The 21618-nt window shown below is 61.4% G+C and carries 13 protein-coding genes and 1 pseudogene; 8 read left to right on the top strand and 6 right to left on the bottom strand.

Features of this window, described 5'->3' with window-relative positions; translation table 11 throughout:
• The first annotated feature begins 513 nt into the window (after positions 1-513).
• Positions 514-1701 (top strand): FkbM family methyltransferase, encoded by a 1188-nt coding sequence (locus tag ACYG9R_RS28375; RefSeq protein ID WP_155923363.1) that lies wholly within the window; start codon positions 514-516, stop codon positions 1699-1701.
• 103 nt (positions 1702-1804) lie between these two features.
• Positions 1805-2533, top strand: a complete 729-nt coding sequence (locus ACYG9R_RS28380; RefSeq protein ID WP_081726976.1) for a glycosyltransferase family 25 protein — start codon at positions 1805-1807, stop codon at positions 2531-2533.
• Positions 2534-2613: 80 nt separating this feature from the next.
• Here the strand turns inward: ACYG9R_RS28380 and ACYG9R_RS28385 are convergent, their stop codons facing one another.
• Positions 2614-3741, bottom strand: a complete 1128-nt coding sequence (locus ACYG9R_RS28385; protein ID WP_023730056.1) for a tetratricopeptide repeat-containing glycosyltransferase — start codon at positions 3739-3741, stop codon at positions 2614-2616.
• 10 nt (positions 3742-3751) lie between these two features.
• Positions 3752-7501 (bottom strand): glycosyltransferase, encoded by a 3750-nt coding sequence (locus ACYG9R_RS28390; RefSeq protein WP_155923362.1) that lies wholly within the window; start codon positions 7499-7501, stop codon positions 3752-3754.
• Positions 7502-8463: 962 nt separating this feature from the next.
• On the opposite strand from ACYG9R_RS28390, the gene ACYG9R_RS28395 reads away from it, so the two are divergent.
• Positions 8464-8778: a hypothetical protein gene (locus tag ACYG9R_RS28395; RefSeq protein ID WP_155923361.1), complete on the top strand. Its 315-nt coding sequence runs from the start codon at positions 8464-8466 to the stop codon at positions 8776-8778.
• Between the two features lie 91 nt (positions 8779-8869).
• Positions 8870-9364, top strand: a pseudogene (locus ACYG9R_RS28400) (DUF4347 domain-containing protein); the annotation flags it as partial.
• A 45-nt stretch (positions 9365-9409) separates the two neighbouring features.
• On the opposite strand, the gene ACYG9R_RS28405 reads toward ACYG9R_RS28400, so the two are convergent.
• On the bottom strand, positions 9410-9706 hold the full coding sequence (locus tag ACYG9R_RS28405) for a hypothetical protein (RefSeq protein ID WP_460221864.1): 297 nt from the start codon (positions 9704-9706) through the stop codon (positions 9410-9412).
• Positions 9707-13717: 4011 nt separating this feature from the next.
• On the opposite strand from ACYG9R_RS28405, the gene ACYG9R_RS28410 reads away from it, so the two are divergent.
• The 4 genes from ACYG9R_RS28410 (at position 13718) to ACYG9R_RS28425 (ending at position 19729) form a co-directional block, all read left to right on the top strand.
• Positions 13718-13897 carry a hypothetical protein gene (locus ACYG9R_RS28410; protein ID WP_023715472.1) on the top strand — a complete coding sequence of 60 codons (180 nt, stop codon included), beginning with the start codon at positions 13718-13720 and terminating at the stop codon, positions 13895-13897.
• Positions 13898-14217: 320 nt separating this feature from the next.
• Positions 14218-16521: a peptidase domain-containing ABC transporter gene (locus ACYG9R_RS28415; RefSeq protein WP_023825234.1), complete on the top strand. Its 2304-nt coding sequence runs from the start codon at positions 14218-14220 to the stop codon at positions 16519-16521.
• Positions 16522-16605: 84 nt separating this feature from the next.
• On the top strand, positions 16606-17967 hold the full coding sequence (locus ACYG9R_RS28420; RefSeq protein WP_023825233.1) for an HlyD family type I secretion periplasmic adaptor subunit: 1362 nt from the start codon (positions 16606-16608) through the stop codon (positions 17965-17967).
• A 28-nt stretch (positions 17968-17995) separates the two neighbouring features.
• The gene (locus ACYG9R_RS28425; RefSeq protein WP_023825232.1) at positions 17996-19729 is read left to right on the top strand and encodes a tetratricopeptide repeat protein; all 1734 of its coding nucleotides are present in this window, start codon (positions 17996-17998) and stop codon (positions 19727-19729) included.
• Positions 19730-19866: 137 nt separating this feature from the next.
• Here the strand turns inward: ACYG9R_RS28425 and ACYG9R_RS28430 are convergent, their stop codons facing one another.
• From ACYG9R_RS28430 to ACYG9R_RS28440, 3 genes are all read right to left on the bottom strand, one after another.
• On the bottom strand, positions 19867-20055 hold the full coding sequence (locus ACYG9R_RS28430) for a hypothetical protein (protein ID WP_023825231.1): 189 nt from the start codon (positions 20053-20055) through the stop codon (positions 19867-19869).
• A 290-nt stretch (positions 20056-20345) separates the two neighbouring features.
• A complete protein-coding gene (locus ACYG9R_RS28435) occupies positions 20346-20582 on the bottom strand; it encodes a hypothetical protein (protein WP_023825229.1) in 237 nt (78 codons plus the stop codon).
• Complete coding sequence (locus tag ACYG9R_RS28440) at positions 20579-21013, bottom strand: hypothetical protein (RefSeq protein WP_245260159.1); 435 nt, start codon at positions 21011-21013, stop codon at positions 20579-20581. The genes ACYG9R_RS28435 and ACYG9R_RS28440 overlap by 4 nt, the downstream gene beginning before the upstream one ends.
• Positions 21014-21618 lie beyond the last annotated feature (605 nt).

Below are 21618 nucleotides of genomic sequence, written 5' to 3' on the forward strand. Positions count from 1 at the left end.
CAATTTTGAGCAAAGAAGAACCAGATCTCTACGATTCGATAACCCAAGGGCTCGGTACCCAGTTCGTTATCCACGGTTAATTGACCTTATCGACTTTCGTGTTTCGGCGTCAAAGCCGCATGACGATGTCGATTGTGCCATCAACATGGCGTACGCTCCGTTGAAATGGCATCCGATATGAGGCAACAAGTTAAGGGGGAGTTCTAGACCGGGTCGCCGACCGAACCCTTTCTTGTCTATGTTGGCAAAATTCGCTTTCGAGGATCAGCAAGGTGCGGCTGATAGTCGATTGGAGCGCAAAGCAACTTCGGGGGTACACTGGTCGGCCGCGTCATGGCGGCATAGTTATTGCTGGCGGGTCCGATCCGGTCAGCGCAGCGGAAATCAAGCTGTCGCCCCCAAACAGTGTAACGATATCCCGCGCCGCGCTTCGATTCCCAATATCCGACCGCCACGTTTTAAAATACCATGTCAGTCCATAAAGGCGAAGGCTCGGGAAATGGGGGATGAGGAGTGGGCGAGGCCATTTTTTCGCGAACATACACAGGGGATGCTTTTTCAAGTTGGCAGGTGGCGAATGAAATGTCAGTTCGCCTTGAAGACGGATCCCTTGTCGTCTCGGATACGGAGCGGCACAACTGGCACCTGTTGCGCCTCCATCATTCAGCTTTTCTATTTAGAACTATCAGACTGAAATGTTTGCTGAAATTTCGCCCTGACGCTACCGCCAATTTCTACATCCATCACTATGGCTCCATCGATGTAGCGGAAATTTCTGCGGACGGGTCCATAGTCAATGATGGCATTTGCAGAAGCATAGCGGTTGAAAAGAGTTCCGAGGGGCTACTTGAGGTAGAGGCGACATTCCTGAGCTGCCATTCAACCCTGTCCATCGGCTGCTCCAAAAACCGCCACCCCTTCTATGCTGGCACTGGACGCGAACAGTTCGTCCTCGTCAGCGTTCTGGTTGAGACGTTTGACGCGTATCCTGAATTGTCCCGTACGCCAGCAGAGGAGCGCATTACGCTTGTCGATGTCGGTGGCCAAGGGGGCCTGCAACTCAAGTGGATGCTGAGAGCCGATCAGATTACGCCGGTGGTTTTCGAACCCATACCGTCGGAGGCTGCAGTGCTAAGGCAAACCCTTGGCCGAATCCCCGGCGCTCAGGTAATAGAAAAGGCGCTGGCCCACACCACAGGCGTTCAGAAGCTCCACATTACAGCGGATACAAGCTGCTCCTCCTTGAGGGAGCCAAACTTCGACGTGCTGCAGCAGTATTCGGTAGCGCCAATTTTTGTCGTGGTCGGCACGCAAGACGTCGAATGCGTTCGATATGACGATTTGTTCCGAAGGCACGCCGCTCCGTCACCGGACGTGATGAAGATAGATGTTCAAGGTCTTGAATACGAAGTTCTGCTGGGCTTTGGGCACCTTCTGGAGAATTGCCTGGCCATCGAACTGGAGACGCACGTAGTCCCTATATACAAAGGTCAGAAACTACTTGGTGATATCATCGATATGCTTGGACTTTTCGGATTTTCCCTACGGCACATCAAGCAAATTCCGCATTTCGACGGCGACGCCGTTGAGTTTGACGCTCTTTTTACGAAACGGCGCGACAGGGCTATCGCTTTTTCCGAGTCGGCAACGCGAAAGTTTGCCACAATTACCGAGGTCTTGGAGATTGATCCATACTTTTGACGGAGATGCCTGCGTCGTCCAGTCAACGATTTTTGAATTGGTCGCGCTCAGTCCGTTACATGTGAGAACGAAATCACTGCCTGGCGAGGATACGGTGAGACGAATGATAGATCACGTTCACGTAATCAACCTTGATCGCAGCGTTGATCGTCTCGAGAGATTTCGTAAGACGAACGATCATCTTAGAAGTATTCGGAGATTTCCTGGAACTGATGGTCGACTTGTGGACCGTGATCGGCTTGTACAGGACAAAATCATCTCGCCGGATCTAGATTACGCGGCTGGAAGTTTGGGCTGCGCCGTTTCTCACGTCGCGCTCTGGAAAGAAGCTGTTCGACGGAGTGAGGCAATAACCGTGGCCGAAGACGATGCCATCTTTTCTCGTCATTTCGAACCGCACATGCATTCACTGTTGGCTAACATTCGTGACTGGGACTTCATCCTTTGGAGCGCAAGCCTGCGGTGTTACGCTTGGCTGGATGCCCTCCCAGGCGGAACTGGCGCGAGGCTTGAGTTCTTTTCTGGAGAGGTGATGACACATGTCCAGGATTTTCAAGAGGCCGAAACGGAACCCGTTCTTCTGCGAGCACACCATCTTTTGGGTCTTGTATGTTATTCAGTTTCTCCAAACGGGGCACGCGCGCTGCTCGACTGGTGCCTTCCAATACGGCCGATGATCATCGATTTCGCGGGATTCGGCCTGAGGCTGAACAATGCTGGAATTGACTGCATCATGAATGGGGTAATGCCGTCGCTGAAAGCGTATGTGTGCCTTCCACCTCTGGCGATCAGCGATGAACGACCCGAGGAATCGGTTCGGATCAACACATGAAGTGACATCCTGCGAAGCAGGCGCCCACGCAGAGTCGCATGAACCAGATTAGCCCTTCGCAGTAGATCTGCATTTGCGGCTCAGCCGCGTTGCGTGGCTGCGGCATCTGTGGGTGCTCGTGTCTCGATATCTCCGGTCCGCTCCTCCTCCCGCAGCCGAACGAAAAACTCTAGATTGTTCTTGAGTCTCTGGTTAACTGAGTCGAGTTCAAGTGCCCTTTGCCCCCATTCTACCGCACGGTCCATCGCATTGAGATGCCATGACGCGATGGCGCCGAGGTCAAACAGCCGAAATCCCCAGCAGTTCTGATCGTCCAGATAGCTTCCGGTGCGGTGCGTCCTCTCGATACCGTTGGTGCAAGCCCAAAACAGATTCAACCAGTCCGCTTTGCCGTGGAGCTCTTCGGCCAGGTCGGCCCAGATCTCGCGGCGGTGCGGCGCTTCCATCCGCGCCTTGTCCAGCCAGGACAAGCTCTGTTCCGGGCGCATACGCGCGATATAACGCATGGCCTCGGCTCGTTCTTCGCCCCACGTGCTTGTCGGCAAGGCAAGATAGCGCTCAAGCAACTCGACAGCCCGATCCTTCTGGTTGGCCCACATCAGGTCTCGCCCGAGCCAGAAGCAGATTTGTGCGTCGGCGGGGTCTTCCTTGTGCGCCACTTCCATCAGCGGCAGGTAACTGCTCCTTGTTGGCTTGGTAAGGTCCTGCACCTCGAACATGACAATGTCGCTGCTGCTGGCCGTGACCTCCCTCTCTCCCGTGAAGACCAGGGCTTCGTGAACAGGCCTCTTGAAACGATATCCCCAGCGATGATGAAAGTTTTTCGCTGGCCAGTTGCGAAGTGGGGTCGGGTCGTCGACGCTCGCTCTGTACACTGTCTGACAATAAAGGGCTGTCGTCTCGCGAGTCCAGACAGCCTCGAGCTTTGCCCGCCAGCCAGGTTCAAGGAACCGGTCCATGTCCATTGTGCAGCACACATCGACGTCGTGCGGGATCAGTGCCATCGCGGCGTTGCGGGCATCGTCGAAACGCCATGGGCGGACCGCTATCCTGTGCACGGTAACGCCGGCAGCGGTCAGCCGTTCCACCGTATCGTCGGTGCTGCCCGTGTCGGCGACAATGCGATAGTCGGCGTCGACGGCCGAATTGGCCCAGCGCTCCGCGTTTGCGGCTTCGTTCAAGGCGATGGTGTAGACAGCGACTTTCACGGCGCTCTGCTCACTCACGCGCTGGTGCAAGATTTCGCCTGGCGGACATGCCCGACGCGCCCTTGCGGATAGCCACCAGGCCTCCCAGCAGTTTCGCCCGATTCAACTCGTAGTGGCTGTCGAAGAACAGGATCTCGGCGAACTGACCGGCAAGCGCGCTCACGCCCAGCGGATCGACCGACCGCGCGCTGCCGTACTGCTGGATTTCCCGCAGCAAGTTCTTCGTCAGCGTGATCTTGCCAAGATCCTCGCCCGGCGGCTGCCAGTCGAGGTCTTCGATGAAATACCAGCCGCCCTCCGCGAGCAGCGGGAAGAACTCGCGCAGGGTGAGCTGCTCGTCGAACGAGGCGTGGCTGCCGTCGTCGATGATCGCGTCGAACGAGCGCGGCTCGAGTTTCGCCGCGACTCCGCGCAGATCATCCAGCTTGGATTGGTCGCCGACGAACGACTTGAAACGTTCATTGTTCAGGCGGGAAAAGTCCGTCAGGTCGACGCCGACCACCTGGCAAAACGGAAAGTAGCTCTGCCATAGCGCGACCGAAGGTGTCTCGCTCTGGTTGTCCGCCAGCCTGCGGCAAAGCCCGATTTCCATGAGCCGCCGCATGGCAAGCCTTCTGCCCGACAGCAGGCGATCGTAGACCCTGGCATAGGCATGACGGTTGCCCGTATGCCGGTTCTTGTCGGTATTGAAGCGGTCGGCGAGAGTTGTGAATGCCGGGAAACTATCGAGTGGGTTGATCAGCTGCGAGATCAACGGTGCCCCCTCGCCGCCCGGCCGGGCGTCGTTGCGGGCCGTCCACAGGTGGATACCGAACACGCGGGCATCGTTCAGATAATCGGTCAATTCCGATAACGGCCTATCGAACCTGTCGATCTCGGTCCAATCGATCGCGTTGAAGAACATCGGGCTGAATACCTGGTCGCGCAGCTCGGCGCCGGCTGCGGTCGCGATGTAGTCGGAGAGCAGCTTCGGGCCGATGTCACCGAACTCCTTGCCGCGCGCTTCTTGGAAACGCTCGAGCGACAATTCGTATAGCGCCCTGAGGTGGCGGCTGTAGGGCTTGGCGTATATGACGTTGCCGCAGATGAAGTGGCCCTTGTGTGCTCCCCGCCATTGCAGATTGAAAAAGTGATCGCCGCGAAAGGGGAACGGCCGCAGCAGGATCACGTCGGAATCCATCCACAGGCCGCCATGTTCGTAGAGCAGGGCGTAGCGGAAAATATCGCTGAAATATCTGATCTCGGAGCCGGCGACGATGCGCTCGAACAGGGCCCGCGGCATGACGTCGTCGGCATTGCGGACCTCGATCCCGTGCGGGACGAGGAATTCGAGCTTCTCTGGCGCATAGCTCCACACCCGCACCGGATGGCCAGCCGCTCGCATCGACGTTGTGGCGCCAATCAAGGTACGATGCTCAGCTTTGTCGGACATCACTTCATAGAAGCAGTTGATCTGCGGAAGTGCGGTGTCGTCGCTGCCAAGGAAGGGATAAATCCGCGCGTCGAACTGGCGCGATCGTTGCAGTCGTTCCAGCGGAGAATCGGCGTCGCGCAGAAACGGCGCGAGCTCATGAAAGATCTCTTCTGTCGATTTCATGCTGCCGGTGCCGAAGTCCTTACCTTCCAACGGCGCCCGGTTTGCATCACCCATGGCCCCACCGTCGGCGCGGCCAGGCTTGATCCCGGCTTTCGTTGGAGGGGCGCGCAAGGCCGGCGTCGACAGTGTCTGTTTCGTCCCTGGATCAGCCACCGACGACAGGCGATCCACATCCTCTAGCATCCCTCCCACATCCGCATCATCGACGGTCGCGATCCAGCACTCGCTGTCGGCAACGCTGTAGGAAATCAGCAAGCGCTTCTCATCGGGATGCCAAGCCAAGCCGGCAGCGAACTCGGCCCCCTTCTCGTTGAAGTAAAAGGGACGGCTCACCTTTTGCAGCAGGTTCATTGCGTCGAACCAAACAAACCGATGCAGGCAGTATCGCCTGTTCTCGGAGGGTCTCCATTGCACCTCGTGAATCAACATTAGCCAACCGCCGGCGAAAGCGACCTGTTGGCTTACGCCGCCGAATCGTTGGGCCGCAATTCCAGGAGAGGTCTCGCTGATCGTTTCAGCTCGCTCATCCGCCACCCGAATTGGATCGCCGAAACAGACCAACTGCAGCCGCTCCTCGCCGGCTTCGCCTGATGTGACCTGCGTCATCCATTTCCTGTCGTGCGCACTCGGCCCCGTCGCGGGCAGCACGCGCAGGTCGGTCATCCGGTGGTGGCCGGTTTCGCTGTCGTCGACGCGCATGATGACCTGCTTGCCCTCGCTGTCCGCCAGATCGCGGACGGAGGCCGAGCCCCACAGCTTACCTTTCCAGGCGAACAGACGCAGGTCCTCGACGCCGGCCTCGCGCATGTTTGTCGGCGGCAGCATCTCGGTTGTCGATCGGACGGCGAGCCCATTGGTCAACCGCAGAAGGAAATTCCGAGCGAGGATCGCCTCGCCGCCTTTCGTCCGGAGATGGACGCCGTCTTCGCTTGTGGTGTAGTTCACCGCTGCCTGAGCAAGCACAATCTCCTTGCCCAGGCGCGCCACCGAGGGGCTTGACGGCCTGTAGCCCTCGGGCGCAGCGAAAACGATCGGATGAGCGCTGAACGACGGCATCGTTGTCTTGGCTGGCTGCACATAGAAGAACAGGTTGGACCAGGCGAGATCCCTGGGTCCATCGCCGATACTACGGTCCAGCGCTAACCAGTTGCAAGTCGCGAAACCGCGATCCTTGCGCACCGGGTCGCGCGCATAATTCGCCGCGATCGCATACTCTTCGCGCAGGCCTGTCGTGTACACGAAATCCTCGAGGAACAGGATGTCCTGCTCCGGCCGCTTGATCGCCAGCCCTGCTTCGGAGAACAACACGCTGGCGTCGTTCATCCCCTTCTCGCGGTAAAACCGTGCCAGGTCATAAAGTGGCTCGGCGCGTTGCGGCCGTTGATTGAAGGCGGCAAGCGCCTGTTGAACAAAGCCAGCCTCGTCGCCGAGTTTGCGCAGGCAGCGCGCCTCCTGCAGGCGGGCATTCCACGCCTCCTCGTCCCAGCCGCCCATCGCGGCACGCTTGGCGTAGGCCACCGCCGCCTCCGCCGTCCGCCCAGCGTCGCGGTAGGACTGCGCCAGGTAGAACCAGTAGCGCTGATTTTCCGGATCGTTCTCAAGGGCGTCCAGCAAAAGCCTGGCATCACGCTCGAACTTGTCCACCCGGTTCGAGCCGCTGGCGTGGTCCTTGTACCAGGCACCCCTCAGTTCCTGCACGCCACCGGGCACGTCGAGATATTCGTGGGTCACGCCATGGTAGCGGGCACCGGCGTCGCGTTTGACAAGGCGCGTGTTCCAATAGGCCAGGCCGGAATCCGACCGCTGCAACAGCCGGTAGCCCGGGCCGTCGAGCCCCTCGCGGAACCCCGTATCCTCAACCATCAGCTCCATGTCGGCATCGTCGAACAGCAGATAGTCATAGGCGAGCGGCGAGGCATAGGCGTGATCGAGCGCGGCGTTGCGGGCCTGCTCGAAATTGTGGAACGGGAACTCATGCAGCTCGCCAGGCAGGTTGTGGACGGCAAAGAACGCCTTGATGAAATCCTGGGTTCCGTCGTTCGAGCCGGTGTCGCCGATGACCCAGCAGTCGATGTGGTCGACAACCGCCCCGAGACAGCGTTGAAGGTTCGCCATCTCGTTCTTGACGATCATGTTAAGGCAGAGGCGCTTACCGCTTGTCATATGCTGACTTTCGACCCCCATGACTGCGGGCTGAAGCGGTTACATTTGTGCCATGGTGCCATCGGGGACAGGGATCCGTTCCAGTGCGGACTTATCCGGCCTTCATGTCCCATGCACATTTTCCCCTGCCTCGGCCCATCTGGATGCTACCTCAGCGTGATCCATTGTTAGCCAGCACCTTCCGCCGCAGCAAGGGTCTCGCGGTCACCTTGGGCGAGGCTTTGCGAATTGCCCTGTAGGCTCGATCGCTACGTACACCCCCGCCGCGATATCAAGCGTTCGTCGATAACGAAGGTGGTGTATCTTAAGCCCCGGATTTTTCGATGCATTTGGCCGTATCCGCGCCATCTCGATGTTTTCCAAGGTAGTAAATCGTGGTTGGGCAATTAACAAATTGTAAACAGGTTATTTACAAGTTGCTAATTTCATAATTTACTAATGCCTTATGTATGGGAGGGTTTCCGTGGACCGGGCAGTAGGCCTGTCGGTTCGCGCTGTCTGCGAAGCCAGGAGAGTATCTGGAGCAAGTGCCACTTCGTGCGTGAGGGCGCAGAAAGTGTTTGGCGCAAGGAAGACGTCATCCAACGTTTTCCCAACCTGATGTTCCCTCGCAAGTAGTCGATTTCCCTCGCAAGTTGACACGCGTGTTGGGAGTTGGCTGTGGTCGGTGTGATACCAAGTGCGAAACGATGCGTCCGCAACGCAGGTTTCTGCTTCGATCAATCCCCCAATTATCTGCACCTGGCCGCCAGCAAAGATTGCATGGCGCTTGATGAGTATTGCTCGTCGCCCTGCACGGCGCCCGTTGGTGTGCGGAGCTGCTGGCTGCTCAATGCACGCGGCTCGAGCGCCCGTAGAAGCTGCGACAGGCCCCAGCTGGCGCGGGCGCTCGGCAGCGATAGAAACCTAGGCACGAAACAAGACAAACGGCGGCGCAGCCGCTGCCGACCGAGGAGGAAATCATGAGCTATATAACGGGGTTTGCGGTCATGGAAGTTGCCGTGAGAGGCGTCTTGCCCATCGGCGACACGACCGAAAATGTGCCATATTTTATCCTGGACACGGCCAAGAGCGCCGTCGTCGGTCAGGTCATTCTTCCCAAGGCCGTCAAGCGAAGCCTCGCCGTCGCTGTCACCGTCAAGGTTCCGGCCGCAGCCGGTTCATTGGCGATTGGCACGTTTGACGATGGCGGGAATTTCCAGGCCTGCAGCTTCCTCCGCGTAGAGAGCCCCGCTGTCGAACATCCCGACGGCGCCGTCGGACCGTCCGGAAGATGAGGCCTCTCAAGCCGCTGATCCCGAGCGCTCGCCAGCCAGGCCGGTGGGCGGTTTCCGCTTGAACTGAGTTCGAAGCCAACAGGAGCCAGTCATGGCCCGTGCCTCTGAAATTCTTTTTGTCGATCCTTCAGTCTCCGACCTGCAGACGGTTCTCGGCAACGTGCGCCCCGAGGTTCAAGCGATTGTGCTCGACGGCCGCTGGCCGGCGGCGCGGCAGATCGCTGCGGCGCTCGCAGGGCATGAAGGGCTCGACGCGATCCATATTATGGCGCATGGCGCGCCTGGCCGGGTTAGCTTCACAGCCGGAGAGTGGTCGGCCGCCACACTGAAGGAAGATGCTGAGGATCTTGCCGCAATCGGCAGGGCGCTTGCCGCGGACGGTGAACTGCGGCTGTGGAGCTGCGAGACGGCATCGGGGGTTGCGGGCGAGACCTTCGTAACGGCGCTGCAAGAAGCCATCGGCGCGGACGTTTGCGCATCCAGGTCGCTGGTTGGCGCAGCCAAGCTGGGCGGCTCATGGGAGATGCCCGAAAACTTGGCCGGCTCGCGCTTGCCGCCGATGACATCGGTTGGCGTGGCGGCCTACACTGGGGTCCTGGCAGGGGGCAATTTGACGCTCACTGGTACTGTCTCATCCGGAAGCAGTAAAAGCATCAATACATTTTACATTATCGATACAACAACCAACACCGTTGTCGGCAGCTTCGTTCTTCCATCCTCCGCTAATACTGTTGCCCCAAATTTTGCTATAACGATTTCGATCCCAGATACTTTGCATGACTATGCAATATATGACAGCGGCTTTAACATATATGGCACGCTTATACACAGCGCTGGCGGAACTGCGTTCGCGTTCAGCCCCGATTCTACCAACAACGGCAAAAACGGTGATACATTTGTTGGCGGCAACCTGGCTGTTACGAGCCAAGGCGCGACAGGCCCGGCAGGCCCCACCGGTCCGACCGGAGCCACAGGCGCGACCGGCGCGGGTGCAACGGGTGCGACCGGCGCGACGGGCGCCACAGGCGCGGGTGCGACTGGCGCGACAGGTGCCACGGGTGCTTCAGGCGGGACCGGTGCCACGGGTGCTTCAGGTGTGACCGGTGCGACGGGCGCGACAGGTGCTTCGGGTGGGACCGGTGCAACTGGCGCGACCGGCGCCACGGGCGCTTCTGGTGGGACTGGCGCGACGGGTGCTTCTGGTTCGACCGGCGCCACCGGCTCTACTGGTGCGACAGGCTCGACCGGGGCAACCGGTGATACCGGCGCGACCGGTGCAACGGGCTCGACTGGCTCGACTGGTGCTACCGGAGCCACAGGTGCGACAGGCTCGACCGGAGCAACCGGTGATACCGGCGCGACCGGTGCAACGGGCTCGACCGGCGCGACTGGTGCTACCGGCTCTACCGGAGCGACTGGCTCGACCGGAGCGACGGGCTCAACCGGAGCAACCGGTGATACTGGAGCGACGGGTGCCACCGGCGCGACTGGTTCAACTGGTGCAACCGGAACGACCGGAGCAACCGGAGCAACAGGTGATACCGGGGCGACTGGCTCCACCGGAGCAACCGGCTCTACTGGAGCGACTGGCTCTACTGGTGCGACAGGCTCGACCGGAGCAACAGGTGATACCGGGGCGACTGGCTCCACTGGAGCGACGGGCTCGACTGGAGCGACAGGCTCCACCGGAGCCACAGGGGCAACTGGCGACACGGGAGCGACAGGTTCGACTGGTGCAACCGGTTCCACCGGGGCGACTGGCTCGACCGGAGCAACCGGCTCTACTGGAGCGACTGGCTCGACCGGAGCGACTGGCTCGACCGGAGCAACCGGTGATACCGGCGCGACCGGTGCAACGGGCTCGACTGGCTCGACTGGTGCAACCGGAGCCACAGGTGCGACCGGCGATACGGGAGCGACAGGTTCGACCGGCGCCACCGGCTCTACTGGTGCGACAGGCTCGACCGGAGCAACCGGTGATACCGGCGCGACTGGCTCCACTGGAGCGACGGGCTCGACTGGAGCGACTGGCTCGACCGGAGCGACTGGCTCGACCGGAGCGACTGGCTCGACCGGAGCAACCGGTGATACCGGCGCGACCGGTGCAACGGGCTCGACTGGCTCGACTGGTGCTACCGGAGCCACAGGTGCGACCGGCAATACGGGAGCGACAGGTTCGACCGGCGCCACCGGCTCTACTGGTGCGACAGGCTCGACCGGAGCAACCGGTGCTACCGGCGCGACCGGTGCAACGGGCTCGACTGGCTCGACTGGTGGAACCGGAGCCACAGGTGCGACCGGCGATACGGGAGCGACAGGTTCGACTGGTGCCACCGGCTCTACTGGTGCGACAGGCTCGACCGGAGCAACCGGTGATACCGGCGCGACCGGTGCAACGGGCTCGACCGGCGCGACTGGTGGAACCGGAGCCACAGGTGCGACTGGCGATACGGGGGCGACTGGCTCGACCGGAGCAACCGGCTCTACTGGTGCGACAGGCTCGACCGGAGCAACCGGTGATACCGGCGCGACCGGTGCAACGGGCTCGACCGGCGCGACTGGTGCTACCGGTTCCACCGGGGCGACTGGCTCGACCGGAGCAACCGGCTCTACTGGAGCGACTGGCTCTACTGGTGCGACAGGCTCGACCGGAGCAACAGGTGATACCGGGGCGACTGGCTCCACTGGAGCGACGGGCTCGACTGGAGCAACAGGCTCCACCGGAGCCACAGGGGCAACTGGCGACACGGGAGCAACAGGCTCCACCGGAGCCACAGGGGCAACTGGCGACACGGGAGCGACAGGTTCGACTGGTGCAACCGGTTCCACCGGGGCGACTGGCTCGACCGGAGCAACCGGCTCTACTGGAGCGACTGGCTCGACCGGAGCGACTGGCTCGACCGGAGCAACCGGTGATACCGGCGCGACCGGTGCAACGGGCTCGACTGGCTCGACTGGTGCAACCGGAGCCACAGGTGCGACCGGCGATACGGGAGCGACAGGTTCGACCGGCGCCACCGGCTCTACTGGTGCGACAGGCTCGACCGGAGCAACCGGTGATACCGGCGCGACTGGCTCCACTGGAGCGACGGGCTCGACTGGAGCGACTGGCTCGACCGGAGCGACTGGCTCGACCGGAGCGACTGGCTCGACCGGAGCAACCGGTGATACCGGCGCGACCGGTGCAACGGGCTCGACTGGCTCGACTGGTGCTACCGGAGCCACAGGTGCGACCGGCAATACGGGAGCGACAGGTTCGACCGGCGCCACCGGCTCTACTGGTGCGACAGGCTCGACCGGAGCAACCGGTGCTACCGGCGCGACCGGTGCAACGGGCTCGACTGGTGCTACCGGAGCCACAGGTGCGACCGGCGATACGGGAGCGACAGGTTCGACCGGCGCCACCGGCTCGACCGGAGCAACCGGCTCTACTGGAGCGACTGGCTCGACCGGAGCGACTGGCTCGACTGGTGCAACAGGTGCGACCGGCGATACGGGGGCGACTGGCTCGACCGGAGCAACCGGCTCTACTGGTGCGACAGGCTCGACCGGAGCAACCGGTGATACCGGCGCGACCGGTGCAACGGGCTCGACCGGCGCGACTGGTGCTACCGGAGCCACGGGCTCGACCGGAGCAACCGGTGATACCGGTGATACCGGTGCAACGGGCTCGACCGGCGCGACTGGTGCAACCGGTTCCACCGGGGCGACTGGCTCGACCGGAGCAACCGGCTCTACTGGAGCGACTGGCTCGACCGGAGCGACTGGCTCGACCGGAGCAACCGGTGATACCGGCGCGACCGGTGCAACGGGCTCGACTGGCTCGACTGGTGCCACCGGAGCCACAGGTGCGACCGGCGATACGGGAGCGACAGGTTCGACCGGCGCCACCGGCTCTACTGGTGCGACAGGCTCGACCGGAGCAACCGGTGATACCGGCGCGACTGGTGCAACCGGCTCTACTGGAGCGACTGGCTCGACCGGAGCGACGGGCTCAACCGGACCAACCGGTGATACTGGAGCGACGGGTGCCACCGGCGCGACTGGTTCAACTGGTGCAACCGGAGCGACCGGAGCAACAGGTGATACCGGGGCGACTGGCTCGACCGGAGCAACCGGCTCTACTGGAGCGACTGGCTCGACTGGTGCTACCGGAGCCACAGGTGATACCGGGGCGACAGGCTCGACTGGTGCAACGGGCTCTACCGGAGCAACCGGTGATACCGGCGCGACCGGTGCAACGGGCTCGACTGGCTCGACTGGTGCTACCGGAGCCACAGGTAATACCGGGGCGACAGGCTCGACTGGTGCAACGGGCTCTACCGGATCTACTGGTGCGACCGGCGCCACAGGTGCAACTGGCGACACGGGAGCGACAGGTTCGACTGGTGCAACGGGCTCCACGGGAGCAACCGGTTCGACCGGAGCTACTGGCTCGACTGGTGCTACCGGAACTACAGGTGATACCGGGGCGACAGGCTCGACTGGTGCAACGGGCTCTACCGGCGCGACTGGTGCGACCGGCGCCACAGGTGCAACTGGCGACACGGGAGCCACAGGTTCGACTGGTGCAACGGGCTCCACGGGAGCAACCGGTTCGACCGGAGCTACTGGCTCGACTGGTGCAACAGGCTCTACTGGCTCGACCGGAGCGACTGGCTCAGCCGGATCGACGGGAGCGACCGGAGCGACCGGCCCGGGCGGTGACACAGGTGACCACCACCATGGCAATAACGGCTTTGGCAACGGAGATCAGGATGCACCTGGTAATTCCGGGAACCATAACAATGCCGAAAACGGTCCTGGTCACAAAGCCAACGTCACGACCAATACGCTGGGCCTAAAGGACTCGACGCAGTTCCTGCGATCCGGCTCGACCGACAGTGGTGCCGTCAGCCATGCGTCGTTCCGGCAGCTTGTTGGCCTGGCGGCCAGTTCGGTGACGACCGACCTCCTGAATGTCCTCAATACGATCAGTGGATTTGGTCAGAACCAGAACAAGCCGTTAGGTGCGAGCACCGACCTGATCTCGGACAAGACCAAGCAGGGCGCCGGCTACGCCAACACCGACGACACAGTGAAGAAGGCTCTGAAGGATATTCTGAAGCCGCATGAGTGAGCAGTGAGTGAACCTGGACAGGAAATGGTCCAGATTAAACCAGGCGCGCGGGCTTCGCTGGAAAGCGGACCCGCGCGCTGATCATTCCAGGTTATTAGGTTCCCGACCATGGTCAGCCACCATGACCACACAGGACGAAACGTACGCGCGGACTTCGCGGGAGAGCGGAATTCGCGCGTTCATCATTTCCAAACAGGGATTGGCATCAGAGTCGCGTGGCCGGTCGGTTCGAAGTATAATGCGGCGTTGCCGGAAACCTCGGCAAATACCTCGGCTTGGGCATTTTCGAACCCTCGCCCTGCGTACCGGATGAGAAGTCCATGGTAAACGTGCCCGTAAACGCCGAAAACCAGCCGGCCTCGATCCGTGCCGACGCCGAAGGCGACGTCGCAGCGCGCCAAGCGGGCGGCCACAACGCGGCGGCGCGGACCCCCGGCGGTCCCGCCGAGCGCGACCAGATCGGGCCGCGGCTCAAGGCGGTGCTGCAGGCCGCGCGTTATCATGGCGTCGAACTCGACCCCAACGAACTCGGGACAGCGAGCGCGGTTCCGACCGCTACCGATCTCTCCGAATGGGCGCAGACCGCCGGCATGTGGGCGCGTGCCCTGCGTATCCGCTGGTCACATCTTTTGCGCTTCCAGGATACCGGACCGGTCGTGCTGTTGTTCAGCGATGGCGGCGCGGCCCTCCTGACCGGAGCGAGTGCGGAGCGCAATGTCGTCTTCCTCAAAAGTGCCGACGCGCCGGACGACGGTGAGGCCACCCCGATCGACGAGCTTCGGCTGTCGCGGGTGTGGACGGGCGAGGCGGTGCTGCTGCGCGCGACACGGTCGCACGTGGCGGCGGATGCGCCTTTCACCCTTCACTGGCTCACCCAACTGGTGCGGCTAGAAAGCCAGCCCCTGCGCGACATAGCCATTGCCTCGTTCACGCTGAGCATTCTGACCATCCTGCCGCCACTCATCGTAATGACGCTGGTCAACAAGGTGCTGCAGTTCAACAGCATCTCGACGTTGCTGCTCTTGTCTGCGGTGATTGCCGTGGTCTTCGCCTATGAGACACTTCTTGGCCATGCGCGGCGACTGATCATCAACGTCGTCGGCGCCCGTCTGGACACCAAGCTGCAGTTGCACGTCTTTAGCCGGCTCTTGCGCCTGCCGCTCGACTATTTCGAGCGTCATCCGGCCGGCGAGACGATGTATCATCTGGCCCAAGTCTATCGTATTAGAGAGTTCCTGACCGGAAAACTTCTCAGCACGTTCCTGGATCTGATCACATTGTGCGTGCTGATACCGGTCATGTTCTACATCAACGCCACGCTCGCCTGGGTGGTAATGGCGTGCGCGGCCGTGATCATGCTGATCATCCTTGCCTTTCTCAGACCGCTGCGCCGCAGATACCAGCGAGTGGTCGAAGCCGAGACCTGGAAGTCGGCAGCGCTTGGCGAGACTGTCGTCGGCATCAAGACAGTGAAGGCGCTCGGCCTCGAGCCGCAGCGCAAGGCGCTCTGGGATGAGCGCGTAGCGGAAGCCGGAAAGGCTCGCCTCGCATTCGGGCAGCTTGCAAGCTGGCCGCAGACGCTGGTCACGCCGATCGAACGCGTCATGGTGCTCGGCACCATGCTGATCGGCGCCTATCTCGCATTGAACGACCGCTCGGGCTATATGGTTGGCAGCCTGTTTGCCTTCATGATGATCTCCCAGCGCGTAGCGCAGCCGCTGGTCGGCCTGGCCCGACTGGTTGAAGACTACGAGGAGGTCGGTGCAGCTATTGGCGAGGCGGCCTCGGTTCTCAACCGGCCGCTGGAGAGCAGTTCGAATTCCACCGGCCTGAGACCCAGGCTTGTGGGCGAGGTCACTTTCAGCGACCTGACATTCAGCTACATCGCTACAAAGACACCGGCGCTTGACCGGGTCAGCTTCCACATTCCCGCCGGCAGCATGTTTGGCATTGTTGGGCGTAGCGGTTCGGGAAAATCAACGATCGCGCGCCTCCTACAGGGAATCAACCGCGACTACAGTGGCTTCCTCAAACTTGATGGCGTCGACCTCAAGGAGATCAACCTACGCCATCTTCGCCAAGGGCTCGGCGTGGTCCTGCAGGACAATTTTCTCTTTCGCGGGTCGATCCGCGATAACATCATCGCCGGGCGTCCAGGCTTGACGCTTTCCGATGCCATGCGCGCCGCGCACCTCGCCGGCGCCCAGGAATTCATCGAGCGCATGCCCAATGGCTATGACACCTATATCGAGGAAGGTTCGCCCAATTTGTCAGGCGGTCAAAAGCAGCGGCTGGCGATCGCACGCGCCCTCATCCACGACCCGACCATTCTCATCCTCGACGAAGCGACCAGCGCGCTCGACCCGGAGAGCGAGGCAGTGGTAAGCGCCAATCTTATGCGCATCGCCAGCGGCCGCACGATGATCATCGTTTCGCACCGGCTGTCCTCGCTAACAGAATGCGACAACATCCTTGTTATGGATCAAGGTAAGGTCCTTGACGTCGCGCCGCACTCGACACTGCTCGAGCGCTGCGCGCTGTATCGCCAGCTGTGGTCGCAGCAAAACCGGCACCTCGACGGCCGTCATGGCCGCCCGGTCGCCATCCCACCGCGGTTGGTTTGACGATGCCACGACTCAGATGCGCTTCAGGTCCGGTAACCCATGAGTAGCACCTCTCTCATCACCCTCCCCTCTCGGCGACATCGGATGGAAACGAGGGATCTGACGACGCCAGCCATACTCGAATTCCAGTGGCCGTCGACGGCTGTCGCCAATGCTCCTATTCCGCAGGCGGCGCGGCGCATCGTCTGGATCATCGCGAGCTTGGTCATCGCGCTGATCGCCGTGGCCGGACTGATACCGGTCGATCAGGTTGTAACGGCCAGAGGACTCGTGGTGTCAAAATCGCCCAATATGGTCGTGCAGCCGCTGGAGACGGCGATCGTGCGCTCGATCGACGTTCGTGAGGGACAGCACGTGCAGGCCGGTCAAGTGCTTGCTCGCCTCGATGCGACTTTTGCTTCTGCCGATCTGGCGTCGCTCGGGATGCAGGTTTCGACACTTGAAGCTGAAGTCGCGCGGTTGAAAGCGGAAGCGGACGGCCAGACCTTCAACTATGACGGTCTCGACCCAAGCTGGACCTTGCAGGCATCGATTTTTGAGCGCCGCAAGGCGGTCTATGACGCCAAGGTCGAGAATTTCGACCGGCAGCGCGACGAACTCAGTTCCGTAATCTCGCGGTCGCTATCGGATGCAGATGGCTACCGCCAGCGGCTCGCGGTCGCGGGCTCGATCGAAGAGATGCGCAAGCAGCTCGAAGCAAGGCAGGTGGGCAGCCGCCTCAACACGCTGCTCGCCGAAGATAATCGCGCGGAAATGTCCCGGGCGCTCGGCAATGCCGAGCAGACCGCGCAAGCCGCAAAGCTCCAGCAGGCGGCGGTGGCCGCCGAGCGCGACGGCTATATTCAGGGCTGGCGAGCGGATGTTTCACAGAGCCTATCCGAAGCCAGTTCGCGCATGTCGGACGCCCGTGAACTTCACAACAAGGCAAAGCTGCGTAAGCAATTGGTCGAGCTGAAGAGCGAAGCAGACGCGATCGTTCAATCCGTGGCCAAGGTCTCGGTCGGTTCGGTCCTGCAGTCCGGCGAGCGCTTGATTACGCTGGTGCCGGCCAACGCGCAGCTTGAAATCGAGACAAACATCGTCGGCCGCAGCAGCGGCTTTGTGCATATCGGCGACCCGGTGGTCATCAAGTTCGATACCTTCCCCTATTCGCAATACGGCCTTGCTCATGGCACCGTGCGGACGCTCAGCCCTGATTCCTTCTCTGCGCAGGATCAGGCGCGCGATCCGAACAGCTCACTGGCCATGCTGCCTTCGGACGCCGAACCGTTCTATCGCACGCGGATTTCCATCGACCAAGTCGCCCTCCACGGCGTGCCTGCCGGTTTCACCGTGAGCCCTGGCATGCCGGTGACCGCCGATGTTAAGGTCGGCCGCCGCACAGTGCTCAAATATATTCTCGGTGTGATGCTCCCGATCGGCCAGGAAGCCATGCGGGAGCCATAGCGCAGGGTGTTTTCGGAGGCTCGGATCGATGACAATCCTGGATCGGCTGACTGTCTTGGCCTCCCCGCCGGCAGCGTTGCGCCGAGCGATCCAGCTCTCTGACAGCGGCAAGCCCGCAGAAGCCTTTCCGCTGATGGCGACCGCGGCGCGCGCGGGGATCGTCGAGGCCGAATACCGGGTCGCGCGTTGCTATCTCGAAGGCTCGGGTGTGCCGCCAAGCCGTATGGAAGGGGCGCGATGGCTGCTGCGGGCAGCCAACCACGGGAGCGCCGATGCGCAAGCGCTGCTCGCTGCTCTCTACCTGACCGGGCTGGTGGCTAAGGAAGGCGACGGCAAGGGCTCCGAATCCGACCAATTGTTCATGGCGGATTCCTCGGGCAAACCGGACTTCACAGCGGCGTTCGATTTTGCCACCAAGGCGGCTGAGGCGGGCTCGGCCACCGGACAGGCGATCCTCGGCTATATACTTACCAGCGGTCCCAAAGCAATGCGCAATGCAGATGCGGCGCACCGATGGTACGAGAAGTCGGCTTCTGCCGGCTGCGCCGAGGGGTGTCTCGGCTTTGCCCTGTCGCTCGCCCGTAGTGGCAAACGTGAAAACAGGGTCAGGATTGCAAACGAGGTAAGACGCGCCGCCGACGCCGGTCTGCCGACCGCAATCTACCTTCTCGCGGTCCTTACCGAGCACGGGCTCGGCGTCGTACGCGACATGGACGCAGCCGTTCAACTCTATCAGGCTGCTGCAGAAATAGGCCTTCCCTCCGCCCAGTTCCGGTTGGGACTGGCATTGATTGATGGTGCATTTGTCGACCAGGACATATCTGCTGGAGAGGCGTGGATGCGGCGCGCTGCGTTGGCGGGCAATATTGAGGCTGCCTATCTCCTTGGCGACCGCTATGTGAAGACGCAGCGGCCGGATTTTGCAGAATCCGCAAACTGGTATCGGCGGGCGGCCGAAGCGGGCCATCAGGCCGCCGCCCGCGCTTTGGCCTCGCTTTATTTGACGGGCAACGGCGTGGCTCAGGATCTCGAAGAAGGGGCACGCTGGCTACGCGCCGCTGCACTTGGCGGCAATCAGGCAGCACAGGTCGATCTCGCCAATCTTGTTCTCGAAGGAGCCGGCGAGCCGGATGATCGTGCAAGCGTTGCCGGATGGTTCGAAGCAGCCGCTTCATCGGGGGACCTGATCGCCGCGTTCAATCTTGGGCTCTGCTTCGCCAATGGAGTTGGCGTCCGCCAGGACGAGGGCCAAGCGGCGCAATGGCTAAGGCGCGCGGCTGAAGGGGTCGCAGAGGCGCAATATATGTACGCCCGTCTCCTGCAAGATGGACGCGGCGTGGTGACCGACCTATCGCAGGCCCGCCTCTGGTTTGCTCGGGCGGCCAATGCCGGCCTGCTCGACGCCCAGGTGGCGCTTGCCGAGATGCTGCTCAATGGCCGCGGTGGCGCGCGTGAGCCAAAGGTTGCTATGCAGCTGTTCGAGCGGGCCGCGCTCGACGGTCACGCCGGAGCGATGTTTGCACTTGGCGCGATGTATGGAACTGGCCAGGGCGTGCGGGTCAGCCAAACGGCGGCGCAGAAATGGTACTCCGCCGCTGCTGGACGTGGGCACGGCCAAGCCCAACTCATGCTCGGGCGTTATTTCTCAAGGGGTATCGCTGGGGAGCGCGACCCGGCAGCCGGTCGCCTATGGCTTGAGCGCGCAGCAGCACTCGGTATTAGTGAAGCGGCCGACGAACTTGCCGAACTCGCCCCGGGTTGAGACCCGCATAGTGCGAGCGCGCCAAACGCATGTCAGCCACGAATGAGAATCCAGCGGATTCTAGGTTTGGTGCGGAAGCCAATTGCCCCCCTGGCGGTCATATATCCGTGCTCCGTTTTCCTTCATCTGGTTGCCGATCAACTGGGTCGTGCCGTCGAGTTCTGGTCCGCAATGCGCGCCTGGGTGACCGTGCTGACGGCGCCAAGCTCGGCCTTCCTGTAAAACGCATAGGGTACGGTGATCAGATCAGGCTTTCTCGTCACGCAGCAGGATTCGGTGACGTCAGTTCCGAATCCAGCGAGGTCGATTTCGACTGAACTCTGCATGTCGGCTTTCTTCCCCAATGAACATTCCCCTAAGAGTTTGAGCGGCATCCTTCCCAAGGTGCCCGTCGCTTGTCAGCAGGCACTCTTACGTGACAAGCGCATGATTGCAGCGCCTAGCCCGCGTCTTTGCGCCGCCACCAGCCTGCGACGTCTGCTTCTGCCGCAAATCGCGCCCTTGGTCTTCTCGAGCAAGGTCCGCTTTTGACAGGCGGCCAAGCTGCGCGGAAACGAACGAGATTGGGCGCAAAGCAGTCAACTCGCCTGGATTAAAGGTTCGCTCGAAGAGGTTCTCAGAACATCGGATTGCTCTTGTAAGATACGGAGTCATGCCCGCCCGCCACAAAGGCATCCATACTGACGCCCACCTGGACCGTTTCTACCCGCACCATGCGCAACCCAGCGGAGACTAAATGCAACCCCACGTTGCTGACATGAGCGCCTTTCACAGTGGCCCAAAAGGCGAGTCGCTTCCCCATACCATCTCTGCTCGATTTGCTGAACGGCGGCCCTTTGAGCGGCCATTTCATTCAAGGAATCCCGCCTGACGAAGCTTCGTAAGCAAAAGCGCGATGGCGCCCGTGTAGCTAACGCGGGCTTGCTCAGCCATCGGCAGAGAACACCACACGGTTAGTTCGACAATTTTGTCCTCGTCGCCGTCGATCGGAGCGGAGCTAAGTTGCCCTTGCTTGTCCATAATGATTGCGACGGTGCCATTTGCACCATACCCAATTGCCGCCAACCTCTGGATTCGCATGTCGCCATCGACGCGAACATCGAACAGGATGGAACCGTCCGTTTTCTCGGCGACATCACTCACTCGATCGAAAAACGGACGGGTCATCCCGCCAGCGTTGGCAAGAGATTGCTCCAGTAAGACTAGTTCAACGTACTCCGCCTTCATACGGCAAGAGTGCTCGGCCTGCCTCGCGGGACCAATGACCGTTGAAGGCTTATCCACACCAAACACCCATCCATCTAAGTTGTTTTTGAATGATGGAAGGAGCCGGGGGCGGCAGAGCGCTCTATCGCCGACTTACAGATCGTGCCTTATCGCGCTGAGGCCGGCAGCCTGGCGCAGTCTGCATCGGAGCTGAATGGACGCGGGCTCGGATCGAGGATGTCGAAGAAGGCCGACAGCCTCCGTGTTCGACCACGATGAAGGTCTCGATTTTGGGGCCGTCCGCGCCGCTGCCTTTCAGTGTATGCTTATCTGGCTGGGCTTACGACTTTCGCGATGCTGAAGGCAGGGAAAGGAGTGCACCTCATCCCTGCCCTCATCCCTGGCGCCGAGTGGCCGTATCGGCGCGCGCGAGCACATCTGAGACGGTACCACCCACATGGGCCAGCACGGCAACAGATGTGATAGCGCGCCGCCAGCGATGACGCACAGTCAGCCTGATGCCTGCGGATGATCGCGAGCGCAAGAACGCTCGGAGTCTGCTGGGCTGAATTCCCGCTGCGGCAACTATTATCAATAAGGTTAGACCCAACTTGCTCCTTTAAAGGAGCCTCTTGTCCTCTGGTTCCGTTGACAAAAAGCCACTACCCGATACCTTTTCACGA

It is taken from the genome of Mesorhizobium sp. RSR565B, assembly GCF_054719465.1.